Source organism: Bradyrhizobium sp. GW821-FHT12B03 (assembly GCF_058807535.1).
On record NZ_JBXAQU010000017.1, the window covers coordinates 150964 to 169660 of the forward strand.

General features: G+C 64.8%; 14 protein-coding genes. 4 read left to right on the top strand and 10 right to left on the bottom strand.

Translation table 11 applies throughout. From position 1 onward, the window contains the following. Positions 1-183: 183 nt before the first annotated feature. Entirely contained in the window at positions 184-1497 is a 1314-nt protein-coding gene (locus AC1RUR_RS28100) for a GGDEF domain-containing protein (RefSeq protein ID WP_492850052.1), read from the top strand. Continuing rightward, positions 1494-2051: an autotransporter outer membrane beta-barrel domain-containing protein gene (locus AC1RUR_RS28105; protein WP_492850114.1), complete on the top strand. Its 558-nt coding sequence runs from the start codon at positions 1494-1496 to the stop codon at positions 2049-2051. Before AC1RUR_RS28100 ends, AC1RUR_RS28105 begins: the two co-directional genes overlap by 4 nt. An 18-nt stretch (positions 2052-2069) precedes the next feature. On the opposite strand, the gene AC1RUR_RS28110 is transcribed toward AC1RUR_RS28105, so the two are convergent. Further along, positions 2070-2702 (bottom strand): TetR/AcrR family transcriptional regulator, encoded by a 633-nt coding sequence (locus AC1RUR_RS28110; RefSeq protein ID WP_492850116.1) that lies wholly within the window; start codon positions 2700-2702, stop codon positions 2070-2072. Positions 2703-3380: 678 nt separating this feature from the next. Here AC1RUR_RS28110 and AC1RUR_RS28115 point away from each other — a divergent pair. Then, the gene (locus AC1RUR_RS28115; protein WP_492850054.1) at positions 3381-6785 is read left to right on the top strand and encodes an acyl-[ACP]--phospholipid O-acyltransferase; all 3405 of its coding nucleotides are present in this window, start codon (positions 3381-3383) and stop codon (positions 6783-6785) included. Positions 6786-7025: 240 nt separating this feature from the next. Here the strand turns inward: AC1RUR_RS28115 and AC1RUR_RS28120 are convergent, their stop codons facing one another. The 5 genes from AC1RUR_RS28120 to tcuA form a co-directional block, all read right to left on the bottom strand. Continuing rightward, on the bottom strand, positions 7026-7448 hold the full coding sequence (locus tag AC1RUR_RS28120) for a type II toxin-antitoxin system VapC family toxin (protein ID WP_492850056.1): 423 nt from the start codon (positions 7446-7448) through the stop codon (positions 7026-7028). After that, positions 7445-7699, bottom strand: coding sequence for a FitA-like ribbon-helix-helix domain-containing protein (locus tag AC1RUR_RS28125; RefSeq protein ID WP_492850118.1), 255 nt, complete (start codon positions 7697-7699; stop codon positions 7445-7447). The genes AC1RUR_RS28120 and AC1RUR_RS28125 overlap by 4 nt, the downstream gene beginning before the upstream one ends. Before the next feature lie 167 nt (positions 7700-7866). Continuing rightward, positions 7867-8973: a tricarballylate utilization 4Fe-4S protein TcuB gene (gene tcuB / locus AC1RUR_RS28130; protein ID WP_492850058.1), complete on the bottom strand. Its 1107-nt coding sequence runs from the start codon at positions 8971-8973 to the stop codon at positions 7867-7869. A gap of 4 nt (positions 8974-8977) precedes the next feature. Further along, positions 8978-10006, bottom strand: coding sequence for an alpha/beta hydrolase (locus AC1RUR_RS28135; protein ID WP_492850060.1), 1029 nt, complete (start codon positions 10004-10006; stop codon positions 8978-8980). A gap of 25 nt (positions 10007-10031) precedes the next feature. Then, entirely contained in the window at positions 10032-11423 is a 1392-nt protein-coding gene (tcuA, locus tag AC1RUR_RS28140; RefSeq protein WP_492850062.1) for an FAD-dependent tricarballylate dehydrogenase TcuA, read from the bottom strand. Between the two features lie 156 nt (positions 11424-11579). Between tcuA and AC1RUR_RS28145 the strand changes: the two genes are divergently transcribed. Further along, on the top strand, positions 11580-12260 hold the full coding sequence (locus AC1RUR_RS28145) for a GntR family transcriptional regulator (protein WP_492850064.1): 681 nt from the start codon (positions 11580-11582) through the stop codon (positions 12258-12260). An 18-nt stretch (positions 12261-12278) separates the two neighbouring features. On the opposite strand, the gene AC1RUR_RS28150 is transcribed toward AC1RUR_RS28145, so the two are convergent. From AC1RUR_RS28150 to AC1RUR_RS28165, 4 genes are all read right to left on the bottom strand, one after another. Then, complete coding sequence (locus tag AC1RUR_RS28150) at positions 12279-13364, bottom strand: HupE/UreJ family protein (protein WP_492850066.1); 1086 nt, start codon at positions 13362-13364, stop codon at positions 12279-12281. Positions 13365-13383: 19 nt separating this feature from the next. Then, positions 13384-13857 carry a Cys-tRNA(Pro) deacylase gene (gene ybaK, locus AC1RUR_RS28155; protein WP_492850068.1) on the bottom strand — a complete coding sequence of 158 codons (474 nt, stop codon included), beginning with the start codon at positions 13855-13857 and terminating at the stop codon, positions 13384-13386. A gap of 253 nt (positions 13858-14110) precedes the next feature. After that, positions 14111-16879, bottom strand: coding sequence for a formate dehydrogenase subunit alpha (gene fdhF, locus AC1RUR_RS28160; protein ID WP_492850070.1), 2769 nt, complete (start codon positions 16877-16879; stop codon positions 14111-14113). Then, complete coding sequence (locus tag AC1RUR_RS28165; protein WP_492850072.1) at positions 16876-18579, bottom strand: NADH-ubiquinone oxidoreductase-F iron-sulfur binding region domain-containing protein; 1704 nt, start codon at positions 18577-18579, stop codon at positions 16876-16878. Before AC1RUR_RS28165 ends, fdhF begins: the two co-directional genes overlap by 4 nt. Positions 18580-18697 lie beyond the last annotated feature (118 nt).

The window sequence follows — 18697 nt, forward strand, 5'->3', positions numbered from 1 at the left end:
ATACCGCTTTGGTTCCGGTTTGTCGGCATTTGCAACGATCTGCACGCTTCCGCTTCACAACGCCTTCACCCTGCGGTGCAGTCCCCCGCATCTTTCAGGTCGAGTTAAGCAACCTTCTCCTCTACTTGGCGTTGCAGGCGCAACGCTCCGCTGGGGTCGTTGATCGATTTGGGGAAACGCAGGGTGCTTCGCAGAACAGCGTCTTCGACGAAGGGGCACAGCTTCCTTCACGTCATCAAGCTCGTCTCGCCTTTCGTGATGGTCGTCGTGCTCCAGGCGGCGATTGCGGGATTCAGCCTCGAGGTGATGTCGTCGGTCCGCGCCTATGTCGCGGGCGAAGCGCTGTGGTCGCGCTCGCAGAAGAATGCCGTCTACTTCCTCAACGGCTATCTGCATTCGGGCGAACCGGGCCAGTTCGCGCAATACCAAACCTCGCTCGCCGTTCCCATCGGCGACGAGTTCGCACGCTGGGCGCTCGAGCGCGATCCGGTCGACGTCGAGGCGGCCCGCATCGGCTTCCTGCAGGGCGGCAACCATCCCGATGACGTTCCGGGATTGATCTGGCTGTTTCGCTATTTCAACCGCGTCAGCTTCCTCCAGGAGGCGATCCGCGAGTGGACTGCCACCGATCCCATGCTGCTGGAGCTGAGCGTGTTCGGTGAGGTCATCCGGTCCGAGCTGGAGAAAGGCCCCGTTCAGGACAGCGGCCGCCTGCAATTCCTGTCGTCGCGGCTCTCGGAGCTCAACTCCCAGTTCACGGTGCATGCGAACCGCTTCTCCACCGTCCTCGGCGAAGGCTCCCGCGCCATCAAGTTGACGCTGACCGGCATCAACATCGTCACTGCCGTGACCTTGATCCTGCTGCTGATCTGGCACACGCGACGATTGGTGCTGCAACGACAGGCGTTCGAGGATGCCCTGCGTGCCGAAAAGGAGCGCCTGGCCTGGCAGGCTTCGCATGACTGGCTGACGGGCCTTGCCAACCGCCGCGCCTTCGAGGCGCGCCTGCAAGGCGAGCTGGACAATATTGCATCAGGCGCGCTGGGCCTGATCCTGCTCGACCTCGACCAGTTCAAGAACGTCAACGACAGCTGCGGCCATCTGGCTGGTGACCGCCTGCTCTGCCAGATCTCGCGCCTCCTGCAACAGAACCGGCGCCCGCATGATCTGGTGGCCCGGCTCGGCGGCGACGAATTCGGCCTGATCCTGCCACAGTGCTCGCCCTTCGACGCCGTCGATATCGCCGAACGGCTGCGCACCTCGCTCGATCTGTTCAGCTTCGCCTGGGACGATCGGTGCTTTGCGGTAACCGCCAGCATCGGCGTTGCCTGCATCGCCGACGGCAATACCACGCTGGAAGAGGCGATGCATCGCGCGGACGCAGCCTGCTACCGGGCCAAGGAGAAGGGACGCAACCGGGTTCAGGTCGACAGCGGCAGACCGGACGTCGTCGTCGTCGCGTCGCGGCCGCGCGAAGCTGCCGCAGCGCGAGGCTGACAGCCGTCCGCAAGCCGCTTCATCCCCTCGCACCGTTCAGCAATCAGCTCACCGCGAAATTCGACGCTCAAGCCGTCGGCGGCCGCATCGAGGGTGGCTATCGCCTCGCCACGCCGATCGGCGGCGTCACGCCATATGCGGCGGTGCAGGCGCAGGTTTTCCGTACGCCCACTTATACCGAGACCGATCTGGCCGGCAGCGGCTTCGGTCTGACCTATCAGGGACGCACCGCCTCCGACACACGGAGCGAGCTCGGCGCGCGTTTCGATCGCGCGGCGCTGGTCACGCCGAATTCGGTCCTGACGTTGCGCGGCCGTGCGGCCTGGGCGCATGATTGGGTGAGCGATCCGGCGCTCGTCGCCGCGTTCCAGGCGCTGCCCGGCGCGAGCTTCATCGTCAATGGCGCAACGCCGGCAAAGGACGCCACGCTTGCGTCTGCCGGCGCCGAGCTGAAGTTTTCGAACGGCGTTGCCCTGTCGGCCAAGTTCGACGGCGAGTTCGCCGCCCACAGCACCACTTATGCCGGCACTGCCAGCCTGCGATATGCGTGGTAGCGGCTGCGCGACTTCTCATCATGGTGACCTTGCGCCGACCGGCAGAATTCCGAGACCCGCGAGATGCGCGTCGATAAACTGTTCGACCTGCTGGCGCAGCATCTGCGGCGGCACGGCCACCATGCGCTCCTCGAGGCCGAGCGAGATGATGCCGTGCACGGCGGAAAACAGCGTGCGCGACAGCAGCGCAATCTTCACGTCATCCGCATCCGGTAGCAGCCGCACCAGAGGCGGGTGCATCAGTGCGAAGGCGTCCATCACCATCTGAAGGATGTCGTCCGGATAGGGGCGATCGTCCTCCATCCGATGCTCGAACAGCGAACGCAGCAAATTGGCGTGCTCCGCGAAGAATTCGAGATAGGTCTCGGCAAGCCCGTAGAGCTGGCGAACCGGGTCCTCGGCCGGAACCTCGCGCAGCCGCGCCGAGAGCGCCTGAACGGTCTCCCGGTTGACGGTGAGGATCACCCCGTCGAAGTCGCCGAACTCGTTGTAGACACTGCCGACCGAGCAGCCGACGGCATCCGCCACATCACGAACTTTGAGAGATTTCAATCCTTTAGCTGCAATAATGCCCCGGGCGCTTTGCAGGATCCGCAGCCGCCTGCGAACTTTTTTTTGGTCTCGCAGCGATTCTTCTTGAACATTGTTCATTTTCAAGCTACTCATGTGAACATTGTTCAAATTAACCTGGAGACCTGCAAAATGCAAACCCTCGCTGTTGATATTGCCACCACCTTCGTTGATGACGCCGCAGCTCTCGTGACCGGCCTTGGCCGGGCCGCCCTCAAGCTCGCGATGGCGCCGATCGATCGCATCGCCAATGCCTGCGACATTGCAGGCGTGCTGACTGAGCGCCGCGCGACCTTCCGGATGTGGCGGGCGAATCGCTCCCGCGCCCGTCGCGAAGGCCGCCGGTTCAGCCTGCTCGGCCGCCTCTCGCCCTTTCGCCACCTCGCTCATCTCACCTGAGGGACGGCGCAGCCGGCGCGTTCCGGTCGGCTCGAATGCAATATCCGGTTGCAAGGAAGGAATTACCATGTCCCGACATTCGCAACGGATTCTGAGGCCCTCGGCGGTGCGATTCAGCTTTTCCTCATCGCCGGCTCGATACCCGGTAAGTGCGGCCTTTGCGCCCGAACTGCGGCCGCGCCCGGATATTTGCGAACCTAACGAGACCACTTGGAGACCAAAAGGATCGGAGGGACCGAGGGGATTGAGCAGGCCGGCGACCGTCGTCATCCGGCCATCGTTCGTCCCATACGCTTCCGGTCGTGACGCCTTCTCGACAACGTAACAACCTCAGGCTGATTTTCCAAAACAGGACTGGTCATGATCAGGGATTTGATGTCGTCACGCCGCTTCGCGCCGCTGTTCTGGGCGCAATTCTTCTCGGCGCTCAATGACAACGTGCTCAAGAACGCACTCGTCATCATCTTGCTCTACAGCGCCGTGACCGGCCACGGCGATGCCCTGGTGACGGTGGCAGGCGCCGTCTTCATCTTCCCCTATTTCATCCTGTCGGGGCTCGGCGGACAGCTCGCCGACAAATACGTCAAATCGGTCGTCGCAAGGCGGCTCAAGTTCGCCGAGATCTTCGCCGCGGGCTTCGCCGCCGCCGGCTTCTTCCTGCACTCGGTGCCGCTGTTGTTCGCGGCGCTCGCGCTGTTCGGGATCATCGCCGCCCTGTTCGGCCCCGTGAAATATGCCATGCTGCCGGACCAGCTTGAGCTCGGCGAGCTCGCAACCGGCAACGCGCTGGTCGAAGGCGCGACCTTCATGGCCATCCTGCTCGGCACCGTCGCCGGCGGCCAGTTCGTGGCCGGCTCGGCGCATATGGGCTGGGTCGCTTCGGCCGTGGTCGTTCTGGCCCTGCTGTCGTGGGCCTTCGCCTCGCGCATTCCGCAGACGACGCCCTCCGCACCTGACCTGCCCGTCGATGCCAACCCCTGGACCTCGACGGTCAGCCTGCTCAGGACGTTGCATGCCGATCATCGCCTGTGGGACGGCACCGTGATCGTCTCCTGGTTCTGGCTGGTCGGCGCCATCGTGCTGTCGCTGCTGCCGGCGCTGGTCAAGGAGGTCGTCGGCGGTACCGAGGGCGTGGTGACGCTGTGTCTTGCCATCTTCGCGATCGGCATCGCCATCGGCTCGCTGTTTGCGGCGAGCCTGAGCCACGTTCGCCCGAATCTCGCGCTGGTGCCGATCGGCGCCATCATCATGGGATGTGCCGGCCTCGATCTCGCATGGGCCATCGCCGTGACCGCCAAGGGTCAGGACATCACCGCGCTCGACTTCGCAACCTCGTTCGCAGGCCTGCGCATGCTGGTCGACTTCGTCGCCTTCGCATTCGGTGGCGGCCTGTTTGTCGTCCCCTCCTTTGCCGCCGTCCAGGCCTGGTCGGCTCCGTCCGAGCGCGCCCGCATCATCGCCGCTGGCAACGTGCTGCAGGCGGCCTTCATGGTGGTCGGCTCGCTGTTCGTCGCGCTGCTCCAGGCGGGCGGGCTGCATGTCGGCTGGATCTTCTTCGGCCTCGGCCTCGCCAGCTTCGGCGCGGTGTGGTTCGTGCTGACCAAATGGGGCAAGGAAGGCGTGCGCGACTTCGGCGGCCTCTTGTTCCGCGCGCTGTTCCGCACCGAGATTCGCGGGCTCGAAAATCTCCCGCCTCCGGGCACGCGCATGCTGATCGCGCCCAACCATGTCAGCCTGATCGACGGCCCGCTGCTGCACGCCGTGCTGCCGATCGACGCGAGCTTCGCGGTGGATACCGGCATCGCCAAGGCCTGGTGGGCCAAGCCGTTCCTGCGCGTGGTCAAGCATTACACGATGGACCCGACCAAGCCGCTGGCCGCGCGCGACCTGATCAAGCTGGTCGCCGCCGGCGAGCCGGTGGTGATCTTCCCGGAGGGACGCATCACCGTCTCCGGCTCGCTCATGAAGGTCTATGACGGCACCGCGATGATCGCGGACAAGGCTGACGCCGTGGTCGTGCCGGTGCGCATCGAAGGCGCGCAGCGCTCGCATCTCAGCTATCTCAACGCTAGCCAGATCAAGCGCTCCTGGTTTCCGCGGGTGACGGTCACGATCCTGCCGCCGGTCAAGCTCCCGGTCGACCCGGCGCTGAAGGGCAAGGCGCGCCGCAACGCCGCAGGCGCCGCGCTTCAGGACGTGATGATCGATGCGATGGTCAAGAACGCCATGCTCGACCACACGCTGTTCGAAGCGCTCGGACACGCCTATCGCGACCGCGACACCGGCAAGGTCATCGTCGAGGACGCGCTCGGCACCAAGCTGACCTATCGCAAGCTGATCCTCGGAGCGCAGGTCCTGAGCCGCAAGCTCGAGACCGGCACCGCCGTCGGCGAGAATGTCGGCGTGCTGCTGCCGAATTCCGCAGGCGTCGCCGTCGTCTTCATGGCGCTGCAAAACATCGGCCGGGTGCCGGCGATGCTCAACTTCTCGGCTGGCCCGGTCAACGTCCTCGCCGCCATGAAGGCCGCACAAGTCAAGACCGTGCTGACCTCAAAAGCCTTCATCGAGAAGGGCAAGCTCGACAAGCTGATGGCCGCGATCGCCGCCGAGGCGCGCGTCGTCTATCTCGAGGACGTCCGCGCCTCGATCGGCACCGCCGACAAGATCAAGGGCCTGCTCGCCGGCACCGCACCGCGCGTCGCTCGCCAGGCCAACGATCCGGCCGTCGTGCTGTTCACGTCAGGCTCGGAAGGCACGCCCAAGGGCGTGGTGCTGTCCCACCGCAACATCCTGGCCAACGCCGCACAGGCGCTGGCGCGGGTCGATGCCAACGCCAACGACAAGGTGTTCAACGTGCTACCGGTGTTCCACTCCTTCGGCTTGACCGGCGGAATGATGATGCCGCTGCTCGCGGGCATTCCGATCTACATGTACCCCTCGCCGCTGCACTACCGGATCGTGCCCGAGCTGATCTACCAGACCGGCGCCACCATCCTGTTCGGCACCGATACGTTCCTCACCGGCTATGCACGCTCGGCGCATGCCTACGATTTCCGCACCTTACGCCTCGTGATCGCCGGCGCCGAAGCGGTCAAGGATCGGACGCGGCAGGTGTTCATGGAGCGCTACGGCATCCGCATCCTCGAAGGCTATGGCGTCACCGAGACCGCGCCGGTGCTGGCGATGAACACGCCGATGGCCAACCGCCCCGGCACCGTCGGCCGCCTCTCGCCGCTGATGGAGAGCAAGCTCGATCCGGTCCCCGGCATCGAGGAAGGCGGACGCCTCTCCGTGCGCGGGCCGAACGTCATGCTCGGCTATTTGCGGGCCGAAAATCCCGGCGTGCTCGAAGTGCTCCCCGAGGGCTGGCACGACACCGGCGACATCGTGGCAATCGACCCGGCCGGCTTCATCACCATCAAGGGCCGCGCCAAGCGCTTTGCCAAGATCGCGGGCGAAATGGTCTCGTTGTCGGCGGTCGAGAGCATCGCTGCGACGCTCTGGCCGCAAGCCGGCTCGGTTGCCGTGTCGATTCCGGACCAGCGCAAGGGCGAGCGCATCGTGTTGCTGACGACGGAGAAGACCGCCGAGCGCAGCGCGATGCAGGCCCAGGCCAAGGCGATCGGCGCCTCCGAGCTGACCGTTCCCGCGGCGATCATGGTGGTCGACAAGGTGCCGCTGCTCGGCACCGGCAAGACCGACTATGTCACGGCGACGACGATGGCCCGCGAGCAGGCGTCCTCGCCGGAGCGCGAGGTGGCGTAAGCCAGATGCACGAGGCGCCTCAATCAGGCGACGCGCGATGCCCGGGAGTGGTCCTGCTTCATGGCATCGCACGGACCTCGGCATCCATGAAAAGCCTTGAGCGGTCGCTCCTAGGGAGCGGCTTCACAACGCTCAGCATCGACTATGCCAGCCGCAGCAAGCCGATCGCGGCGCTCGCGGACGACATCCATCCGGCGGTCGCCGATTTCGCGGAACGTGATGCGCCCGCCCGACACCTTGTCAGCTGGTCACGGCCCAGGGATCGATCATCGTCAGACCGGCAGCGTTGAACGCACTCGTGTCGCGCGATGCCACGGCGAACCCGTGCGCGGCGGCGATCGCCGCGATATAGCCATCGGGCGTGGGGAAGCCTTTCCCGGCCGCGCGCGCCTTGACGGCGAGATCGGCATAGCGCCGCGCCGCGGCGGTATCAAAGGGCAGAATGCGGGCCGCGAACAGGTCCAGCACGCCGTCGAGCGCAACTGCCAGCCTGTCCCTTCGCTTGCCGCGCGGCAACGCGGCAATGCCGAACAACAGTTCGGCGATGGTGACGCTGGAGAGAAACAGCGTCTCGGCCGCCTGGGCGTCGAGCCAGTCACGGACCGATGGATGCGGTTCGGGCTTCATAGCCTCGGAGACCACATTGGTATCGAGCAGGATCATTCGAAGCGAAGCGGCTCAGCGGGACGCGCGTCGCGGCCACGTTCAAGTGCCTCGACGTCGGCGTTGGTGAGGCCGATCTTCCGGCTCATCTCCGAAAGAGCGGTGCCGAGCCGCAGCCGGCCCTCGGGACGCACTGCGGCCTCCAGAATGGCGCGCATTTCCGCTTCCGCGCTTCGATTGTGCTGTGCCGCGCGGACTTTCAGGGCGCGATGCGCTTCCTCGGAGAGGTTGCGGATGGTGACAGCGGCCATGATGGCGTCCAACGGAGACTGACTGCAATGCTATCAAAATAGACCAATTGATAGCAATTTTCAAGAGCAATTGCTGCGCTCACGCGCCGCCGAGCCTCCAGGCCGGGAGCCGAACTTCTTCTCTCTACCGCGCACCTGCGCGACGGCCGCTTTCGACCATCTAACTCTCAAGAGCCGGCCTCGCTACGCCGCTCCTGCGCATAGCGCACCAGCGCCGCAAAGCGATAGATGCCGTGCACGAACTTGCCATAGGGCATGGTGATGAACAGCGCGAACACCGCGCCGAGATGCAACGCCAACAGCAGCCCCATGACAGGGGTCTCGCGCAGGACCAGAAGCAGCATGCCGGAGAGCCCGGTCAGGAACAGCATGGCGATGAAGCCGACATCCATGCCGTAGCGCTGCTCGTCGAGCAGCTCCGGAGCCCTGCGTGATTTCGCGACGAACAGCCCGACCGGTCCGACAATGAGGCCGATGCCGCCGAGCGCGCCCAGCACCACGGGCAGATCCCACCACGGATAAGGCGCCTCGCGGCCGAGCAAATAGTGATACAGCGTGGCCACCGACGTCGCGGCAAAGCACAGCAGAAAGCCGTAGAACGTCAGGTGATGGAAAAGCTTGCGCCGGTCGGTCGGCTTGTCGTCCTCGTTGTAGCAGCCGACGCCGCCGCCATGGAGATAGCGCAGCTCACCGGCATCGCGGATCGCCTGGACGATCGAACCACCATCGGCGCGGCCGCCGATCGGCGTGCCGATGTCGCGCCAGAACGCGCGCACGCTCATGACCAGCGCGAGAATGGCGTAGAGAAATGCGACGCTGAACAGCGCGGCCATCGCATTATGCGGCATCAGTCTGTAGAACGCGCCCGGCCCGGTCTGGACGCCGAACAGTACGCCGCGGTCGTTCAGCGCGGCGAAACCAAGGATGAACGCTGCCATGCTGAGCGCGGCGACGATGCTGATGACGAGGCCGTTGCGTGCAAAGGCGCCCGACAGCGCCTGCGGCCAGGCATAGGCCGCATAGGATTCGGCGCGTGCCACCGCCAGCGTCTTCGGAACGTTGACGTTGAACTCGTGCGGCGGCGAGAACTGGCAGTCGACGTAACAGGCGCCGCAGGAATGGCAGAGGTTTGCGAGATAGTTGAGGTCGCCGTCGGAGAAGGCGCGCCGCATCTCCATGGCGGGAAATACCGCGCATAGCCCTTCGCAGTAGCGACAGGAATTGCAGACCGTCATCAGGCGGTCGGCTTCGTCCAGAATTCGGGTTCCGTGCATGGCTTTACTTCGTCAGGCCTTTACCCTCGAGCCATTTCTGGATCAGGGCTGCGACCTCGAGGTTGTTCTTGTCCATCATCACCATATGCGAATTGCCCTTGATGCCGGCCTGCGGGAGGTCGACGATGTCGACACTGCCGCCCGCCGCCTTGATGGCCTCCGCAAAGGCGATGCCGTTGGCGCGGATCTTGGGCCAACGCGAGTCCCGTTCGATATAGTCGCCATAGATGATGAGGGTCGGGATGTTCTTCAGCACATCCGCCCTGGCGGGATCGCCAATGCCGGCCGGCTCGATTGCGATCAGCGCCTTGACCTTGTCGGGGCGGGCCTGCGCAACCTTGAAGCCGAAAGTGCCGGCCTGGCTATGGAACAGGAGCACCGAGGGGCCGACGCGATCGATCTCGGCGATATAGGCGGCGATGGTCGCATCGTCGGTCGTTGTCCAGCGCGGCACGTTCTGCTTGACGAAATTCTCGTAGCCCTCGACCGGAAACTGGTTGCCCGGCAGCACCTTTCGCTTGGCGGGATCTGGATCGTAGGAGTTTGGCCCATCACCGATACGGAAGCGCTCGAACGGATTGGCCGTGGTGAGGAAAACCGGCTCGCCCTTGAAGATATCAGGGTATTGCGCCCAGCCTGCCCGTCCGCGCTCGACCGCATCTGAATTGTAGACCGCCCATCCCTTGCGCAGGAAATAATTCAGCCAGCCTTCGCGTCCGTCAGGCGTGGTCTCGTAGGTGACGCCGGTCAGTCCGCCGCCATGCCACAGCAGCAGCGGATAGGCGCCCTTCTCGTTGGCCGGCAGGAAATACTGCACGTACATCTGCTCGACCTGATAGGTGCCGTTGGGATCGACCTTGGCCGGCACGCCGCCGGGCGCGAACACGACCTCCCTCACCGGCTTGCCGGAAATTTCGACAAGACGCCCCCCGACATGGAACGAACCCATGTCGCGCAAGCTGATCGGCTCGGCGGCGCGGGCCTGGCCGACCATCAGCAGCGCCGCGATCGAAGCAATGACAATGCGTGACATGGTTTCTCCCTATCTTTTCTTCATTCTAGTTCTTGGCGTGGCGTGCCGCTTCCCGTCCCGCGATCCGCCCGAACACGCTGCCGATGGTCATGCCCATGCCCGCGGCGTAGCCCTTGCCAAGCACGTTGCCCGCCATGATCTCGCCAGCCGCGAACATGTTGGCCGACGGCTTGCCGTCCGTCATCAGCATGCGCGCCTCCTTGGTCACGCGGGTGCCGAGATAGGTGAAGGTGATGCCGGGCCGCACTGGATAGGCGAGGTAAGGCGGCGTCGCGATTTTGCGCGCCCAATGCGTCTTCGGCGGCGTGATACCTTCGGTGACGCAGTCATCCAGGATGGTGTGGTCGAAGGTACCGGGCCGCACCGCGGCGTTGAACTCGGTGATGGTTTTTTCCAGCGCGGCCGGTTCGAGCTCCAGCTTGCCGGCAAGCTCGGCAACCGTTTGGCCAGCGATCGGCGGGAACAGCGTCGGCATGAAGCTGGTGACGACGGTCGAGTCGAAGATGATGTAGGCGATCTGGTCGGGCTGTGCCGCGACCAGCCGGCCCCAAATTGCATAGCGTTTCGGCCAGAGGTCCTCGCCCTCGTCATAGAAACGCTGCGCGTGCTTGTTGACGACGATGCCGAACACGACGGAGTCATGACGCGTGATGATGCCGCCGTCGAATTTCGGCGCGCGGGCATCGATCGCGACCGCATGGCACTGGGTGGGATCGCCGACCTCCTGCACGCCCTTGTCGAGCAGCATCTTCAGGATCGAGCCGCGGTTATAGGGCGTGCCGCGGATCAGGAAGTTGTCGGCGGCCTCGCCCCAATATTGCTTCAGCCATTCGATATTGGCCTCGAACCCGCCGGCGGCAGCGACCAGCGAGGTCGCGCGGATCTCGGTCTCGCCCTTGATCGGCCGCTTGAGGCGCGCGGCGAGAAACATGCCGTCCTCGATCACGAGGTCCGTGACCTCGGCATCGTATTCGACATCGACCCCGAGCCGCTCGGCGGTCAGATACAGCGCGTTCAGCATCGCGCGGCCGCCGCCGAGGAAGAAGGAGTTGGTGCGGCCGAGGCTCAGCGTGCCGCCGAGTGAGGGCTGCCAGCGCACGCCCTGCTCCACGATCCAGTGCAGGATATCCTTGGACTCGCGGATCATGTGACGGGCCAGCACCTCGTCGGTCTGCCCGCCGGTGACGCGCAGCAGGTCCTCCCAGAACTCCTCTTCTGTATAGGGGCCGGTCAGAATGTCCGTTGCCGCATCATGGGCGCAACGCATGTTTCGGGTGTGGCGGGTGTTGCCGCCGCGATAGAATTTCGGCGCGCCTTCGAGCACCAGGACGGACGCGCCGCCACGGCGCGCCGCAATCGCTGCGCACAGCGCCGCATTGCCACCGCCAATCACCAGCACGTCGTATTTGCTGCTCATGCCGTCTGCCCGATGCGACGAAGTTGGAAACATTCTGCCCGCCGGCAGCCTCGGTCAACCGGTCCGCCATTGCGTACTTTTGTATACAAAGATATACAGAAGCTGCGCAACCGGCATCTCTGCATGGGCAGGATGCGCTTGGCGCTTCGAGGATGCATGGCCAGACGCCCGGCAAAGGCAGGATCGATCGCGCGCGGCGCCGGCGTCGCGCTGGGTGAAGCGGTGTTCCGCTCACTCTGCGAAGCCCTCCAGGCCGGCAGCTACCGTGCCGGCGATCGCCTCCGCGAGGAGGAAGTGGCTCAGCGGCTGAAGGTCAGCCGCACGCCGGTTCGCGAAGCGCTGGGCCGGCTCGCGGCACGCGGCTTCGTCGAGCCCGCCGGCGGCCGCGGCCTGATCGTCCGCAACCTCGATATATCAGAGGTGCTCGAGCTGTACGCCATGCGCGAGATCATGGAAGGCGCCGCCGCGCGCCTTGCCGCCGAGCACGCCTCGGCGACGGAGATCGACGCCCTCAGGGACATCGAGCAGACCTTCGTCGAGGCGTCCGGGACCGACGCCAGCGAGATGGCGCGGCTCAACCGTGCCTTCCACGAGGCGATCTGCCGCGCGGCGCGCAACCGCTATCTCGACAACGCCTCCCGCGAACTACAGGACTGGATTGCTCTGCTCGGCCCGACCACCTTCACGGTGACGGGACGCCCCTCGACCAGCCACGGCGAGCATCAGGCCATCATCGACGCCATCACCGCGCGCGACGGCGATAGAGCCGAACAGCTTGCGCGCGCACACATCCGCGAGGCGCTGCGCTGCCGGCTGAAATTGTTGCAAAGGCAATAGGCCGAATCGTCTGGCCGATCACGCCTCGAATACGCGCGTCAGCAGCCAATAGCCGCCAAGCAGACTGATCGCCGCGGACACCGTGTAGACCAGCTTCGCAGTTCGCACCGGCTCGATCCGGTTGGCACTGCTCAGCCGATCCAATAGGCCGAGTAGCGGCAGCATGACCGCGACGACCGCGATCTGCCCGATCTCGACGCCGATGTTGAAAGCGGCAAGCCCCGGAACGATGGCATTCGGCGGCAAGCCGATCTCATGAAGCGCGCCGGCGAAACCGAAGCCGTGGATCAGGCCAAACAAGAAGGTCACGCGCCAGCGCCTGTCGACATCGCGCGAGACGAAATTCTCCAATGCCACGAACACGATCGAGGCCGCAATCGCAGGCTCCACGATGCGGCTCGGGATGACCAGGACATTCAACGCCGCCAGCGACAACGTCATGGAATGAGCGACAGTGAAGGCCGTGACGATCTTGACGACCGGAACGAGCCGGCGCGCCCAGAGCATCACGGCGAGCAGAAACGCGACATGGTCGTAGCCGAGGAAGATGTGCCCGATGCCGGTCAGGAGATAGCGCCACATGGTCGAGGGCAGCGATGGCGGCGCTGTCGAGAGCGTAACCGTCGTGTTGCCGGCGTCGAGCAAGGCCTGCGCCTCGGACCTGCCTTGCGCGATCAGGACGACCTGACGCGCCGTCTTGTCCTTCTCGGTCAGCACGGTGGAGCGATAGACGATGTCACCGGCGGCGTGGGCGCAGGCGAAACTGTTGCGGTAGACGATGCCGTCACCATCAGGCAGGATCGTGGCATCGCTCGACGCACAGGCCATTCCGCCACCCGTCACAGCCAGATGTGCATCCATATAGGCAAGGATGCCGGCCCTGGCCGCTTCGACCGCGGCCGGATCGACCGCATCCTGCTTCGCGTCATACGTCTTCGTGCCGATCAGGCGATCGACGTCGCTGCCCTTCAGTCCCAGCTCGACGGTGACCGTGCGATCGCCGACCAGCGCGACGCGGGCCGTCACGAGATTGATCTGATGCGCCTCAGCCGGCAGCCAGATCCCCAGCAGAATCGCGAACCACAGCAGTTGTGGCCGCGTCATGATCCCGCTCCATCGCCCCTCAGGCCAGCACATCCGCGACGACCGCCTTCGAGACATCCCGGACGTCGGTGGGCTTGAGCCGCACCTGCAAGCCGCGCTGGCCGCCATTGAGATAGACCAGATCATGCGCGAGCGCACTCTGCTCGATCACGGTTCGCACCGGTTTGCGCTGCCCGAACGGGCTGATGCCACCGACCTTGTAGCCGGTGACGCGCTCGGCTTCGGGCGGCTTCATCATCTGCGCGGATTTGCCGCCGACTGCAGCGGCGAGCTTCTTCATCGAGACTTCCTGGTCGGACGGAACGATCACGCAGACCGGCTTGCCGTCGACCAGTGCCATCAGCGTCTTCAGCACGCGCGAGGGGTCCTCGCCGAGAGCCGCCGCGGCCTGGAGGCCGATGCTCTCGGCGTCGGGATCATAGTCGTAAGGGTGGACGGTGAAGGCGACACCGGCGGCTTCGAGCGCACGTGTGGCGGGAGTGACTTTGGACATGGGCGATATCTAGCACCGCCGCTGCGGGGAGCGAAACGACGGCGACGTAGGTGCACACATGCACCACAACCTCAGCGTCGTCCCGGCGAAGGCCGGGACCCATAACCACAGGCAGGAGTTTGGCGAAGACTCGTCGTTCGGTACGCCCACCATCCGCTAACGAGACACCTCGCGGTATGGGTCCCGGCCTTCGCCGGGACGACACCGCATATTTGGAGGCATCGCGCCGCCAAAAGACCGGCGAACTCGCCGCCTACTCCGCCGCGTCCCGCATCTCCACGCGCTCGGCTCTTGCCGCGCAGAACTTGAACTCCGGGATCTTGCCGAACGGATCGAGCGCCGGATTGGTCAACAGGTTCGCCGCCGCCTCCGCGTAGCAGAACGGCATGAACACCATGTTTTCCGGCACGTCGCGGTCGGAGCGGACCTTGACCTCGACCGCGCCGCGGCGGGTCTCGAGGCGAATGAAATCGCCTGGCGCGAGCTGCTTCTTCCGCATGTCCTTCGGGCTCATGAAGGCGACCGCCTCCGGCTCGATCTGGTCGAGCACCTGGGCGCGGCGGGTCATCGAGCCGGTGTGCCAGTGTTCGAGCACGCGGCCGGTCGAGAGCACCATCGGATATTCGGCGTCGGGAAGCTCATCCGGCGGGATGACGTGGGCCGGCACGATCTTGCCGCGACCGCTCGCGGTCGGAAAGCCCGTGGTGAAGATGATCTCGTTGCCGGGCTTGTTGGGATCGTCGACCGGATAGGTCACCGCGCCCTCGCGCACCAGCCGTTCCCAGGTGATGTTCTTCAGCGACGGCATCAGTTGCGCCATCTCGGTGAAGACGTCGCCGGGGCCGGCATAATTCCACGGCAGGCCCATGCGCTTGCCGATCTCCTGGATGATCCAGAGATCCTGCCGCGCATCGCCCGGCGGCTTGATCACCTGGCGCGCGAGCTGCACGCGGCGATCGGTGTTGGTGAAGGAGCCGTCCTTCTCGGCGAAGGCCGAGGCCGGCAGGATGACGTCGGCATGGAACGCGGTCTCGGTGACGAAGAGATCCTGCACGACGAGATGATCGAGCATGGCGAGCGCGTGGCGCGCGTGCTGGAGATCGGGATCGGACATCGCGGGGTTCTCGCCCTCGATATACATGCCCTTGATCTCGCCGGCGTGGATCGCGTTCATGATCTCGACCACGGTCAGCCCGCGCACGGGATCGAGGTCCTGGCCCCACAGTTTTTCGAAATTGCCGCGCATGTCATCGCGGCTGACCGGCTGATAGTCCGGCAGGAACATCGGGATCAGGCCGGCGTCGGAGGCGCCCTGCACGTTGTTCTGGCCGCGCAGCGGATGCAGGCCGGTGCCGGGCCGACCGACCTGGCCAGTGATCAGCGCGAGCGCAATCAGGCAGCGCGCATTGTCGGTGCCGTGGACGTGCTGGCTGATGCCCATGCCCCAGAAGATGATCGACGATTTCGCCTGCGCATAGGTGCGCGCCACCTCGCGCAGCGTTTGCGCCGGGATGCCGCAGATCGCCTCCATCTTCTCCGGCGTAAATTCCTTGATCTTCTCCTTGAGGTCGTCAAAGCCCTCGGTGTAGCCGGCGATGTACTGGTCGTCGGTCAGGCCTTCCGTGATGATCGTGTTGATCATCGCGTTCAGCATGGCGACGTCGGAGCCGGGCTTGAACTGCAGATGCCTGGTCGCGTGCCGCGACAGCGTCTGCCGGCGCGGATCCATCACGAACAGCTTGGCGCCATTCTGCTTGACCGCGTTCTTGATGAAGGTCGCGGCGACCGGATGGTTCACGGTCGGGTTTGCCCCGATCACGATGATGACCTCGGCGTCCATCGCCGCGGAGAACGGCGCCGACACGGCACCCGAGCTGAGACCTTCGAACAGCGCCGCCACCGACGAGGCGTGGCACAACCGGGTGCAGTGGTCGACATTGTTGGATCCGAAGCCGGTGCGCACCAGCTTCTGGAACAGATAGGCCTCTTCGTTCGAGCCCTTGGCCGAGCCGAAGCCGGCGAGCGCCTTCACGCCGTTCGTGTCGCGGATCTTGACGAGACCCTTGGCGGCGATGTCGAGCGCTTCCTCCCAGCTCGCTTCGCGGAAATGCGTGAAGGGATTGGCCGGATCGACCTGGTCATTGGCATCCTTCTTCGCGTTCGGCAGCCGCACCAGCGGCTTGGTCAGGCGGTGCGGATGGTGAATGTAGTCGAAACCGAAGCGGCCCTTGACGCAGAGACGATTGCGGTTGGCGGGACCGTCGCGGCCCTCCGCATAGATCACCTTCTCGTCCTTGACCTCATAGGTGACCTGGCAGCCGACGCCGCAGAACGGGCAGAGCGAATCCACCTTCTTGTCGGCATAGGTGACGCGGGTCTGCTTCTCGTCGAGCATCACGGCCGGCATCAACGCGCCGGTCGGGCAGGCCTGCACGCATTCGCCGCAGGCGACGCAGGTGGACTCGCCCATGGGATCGTCGAAGTCGAACACGATCTTCGAGCCATGGCTGCGATAGGCCATACCGATGACGTCGTTGACCTGGACCTCGCGGCAGGCGCGCACGCAGAGGCCGCACTGGATGCAGGCGTCGAGATTGACACGCATCGCCGGATGGCTCGCGTCGCTAGCCCAGCGCTCGGCCGCGGGAAAGCGGCTCTCGGTGACGCCGGTGGTCTCGGCCCAGTGCCAGAATTTCGAATCCGGATCGTGCGAGGTCTCGCGCGCCGGCTGGTCGGCGACGAGCAGCTCCATCACCATCTTCTGCGCGGAAACCGCGCGCGCGCTTTCGGTCTTCACTTTCATGCCGACCGACGGCGTGCGCTTGCAGGACGCGGCGAGCACGCGCTCGCCCTCGATCTCGACCATGCAGGCGCGGCAATTGCCGTCGGGCCGATAGTCGGGCGCCGGCGAATAACACAGATGAGGGATCTCGCGGCCCTGGCGTTTTGCGACTTGCCAGATGGTCTCGCCGGGACTTGCCTCGACCTGCTTGCCGTCGAGCTCGAACGTGATTTTGGTCATTCGGCCGCTTCCTTGAACTCGTCAGGGAAATATTTGATCACGGAGGACAGCGGATTCGATGCCGCCTGTCCGAGCCCGCAGATCGAGGCATCGCGCATCGCCTGGCTCAATTCTTCCAGCAAGGCGCGGTTCCAGACCGGCTTCTGCATCAGCTGCGCCGCCTTCTGGGTTCCGACGCGGCACGGCGTGCACTGGCCGCAGCTTTCGTCCTCGAAAAACTTCATCAGGTTCAGGGCCGCTGCTCGCACGCTGTCCTTCTGCGACAGGATCACGATCGCGGCCGAGCCGATGAAGCAGCCGTATTTCTCCAGTGTGCCGAAATCGAGCGGGATGTCGTCCATCGACGCCGGCAGGATGCCGCCGGACGCGCCGCCCGGAAGATAAGCGTAGAATTGATGGCCATCGGCCATGCCGCCGCAATATTCGTCGATCAGCTCGCGCACGGTGATGCCCGCCGGTGCGAGCTTCATGCCGGGATTTTTCACGCGGCCCGACACCGAGAAGCTACGCAAGCCGTGACGCTCGTGGCGGCCGTGGCCTTTCCACCAGTCGGCGCCCTTCTCGACGATGTCGCGCACCCACCACAGCGTCTCGATATTGTTGATCAGCGTCGGCAGGCCGAACAGGCCGACCTGGAATGGATAAGGCGGCTTGTGCCGGGGCAGGCCGCGCTTGCCTTCGATGCTTTCGAGCAGCGAGGATTCCTCTCCGCAAATGTACGCGCCGGCGCCTCGGCGCATGTGCAGTGTCGGACCACCCGGCGGCAGCTTTGCGATCTCGCGCTCGAGGATCTCGCGCGAGGCCGGATATTCGTCGCGCAGGTAGATGTAGACATCGGAGGCCTGCACGACATGCGCGCCGATCAGCATGCCCTCGATGAAGCGATGCGGATCGCTTTCGAGATAGACGCGATCCTTGAACGTGCCGGGCTCGCCCTCGTCGCCGTTGATCGCCATCAGCCGCGGACCGGGCTCACCCAGCACCGCGCGCCATTTGCGTCCCGTCGGGAAGCCGGCGCCGCCGAGACCGCGCAGCGAGGCGTCGTCGAGCGCCTTCAACAGATCGTCCTTCGGCAATTCGCCCGAACGAACGCGATTGAGCAGCTCGTAGCCGCCGCCGGCGACATAGGCGTCGTAGTCGATATACTTTGGCAGATGCGCGTGGGTGTCGCCGGCCTTCGCGGCCGCCATCACATTGGCGACGGTCGCATGATCCACGAAGTTGTGTCCGACTTCCGCGGCCGGTGCGGTATCGCAGCGGCCGACGCAGGGCGCGCGCACGACGCGGATGCCGGGACCCGACGCTTCTTGCAAATCCGCGAGCAGCTTCTCGCCGCCAAGCATCGCGCAGGTGAGAGAATCGCAGACGCGGATCGTCAGCGGCGCGATATAAGGCTCACCTTCCTTCACGATGTCGAAATGCGCGTAGAAGGTCGCGGTCTCGAACACCTCGGCGAAAGCGAGCTTCATCTCGTCGGCAAGGGCCGCGAGATGCGCGGCCGATATCTGGTGATATTTGTCCTGGATCAGGTGGAGATATTCGATCAGGAGGTCGCGCCGCCGCGGGCGATCGCCGAGCAACTGCTCGATCTCGTGCGCGGCGGTGGGATCGACCTGCCGCCCCTTGGGCGTGGCCTTGGCTCGCTTGCGTCCCTCGCCCGGATGTTCGAACGAGCGGACCTCATGCACGTCGTGGCTCATCGATGAATCTCGTAAACCTTCTTTAGAAAACGTCCAACTCTAGCCTTTGGCATACCAGATGCCAAGAGAATTGATCTGTTCCGATAAGCATTTAAGGGGCATGCGGCCAACAAGCCCG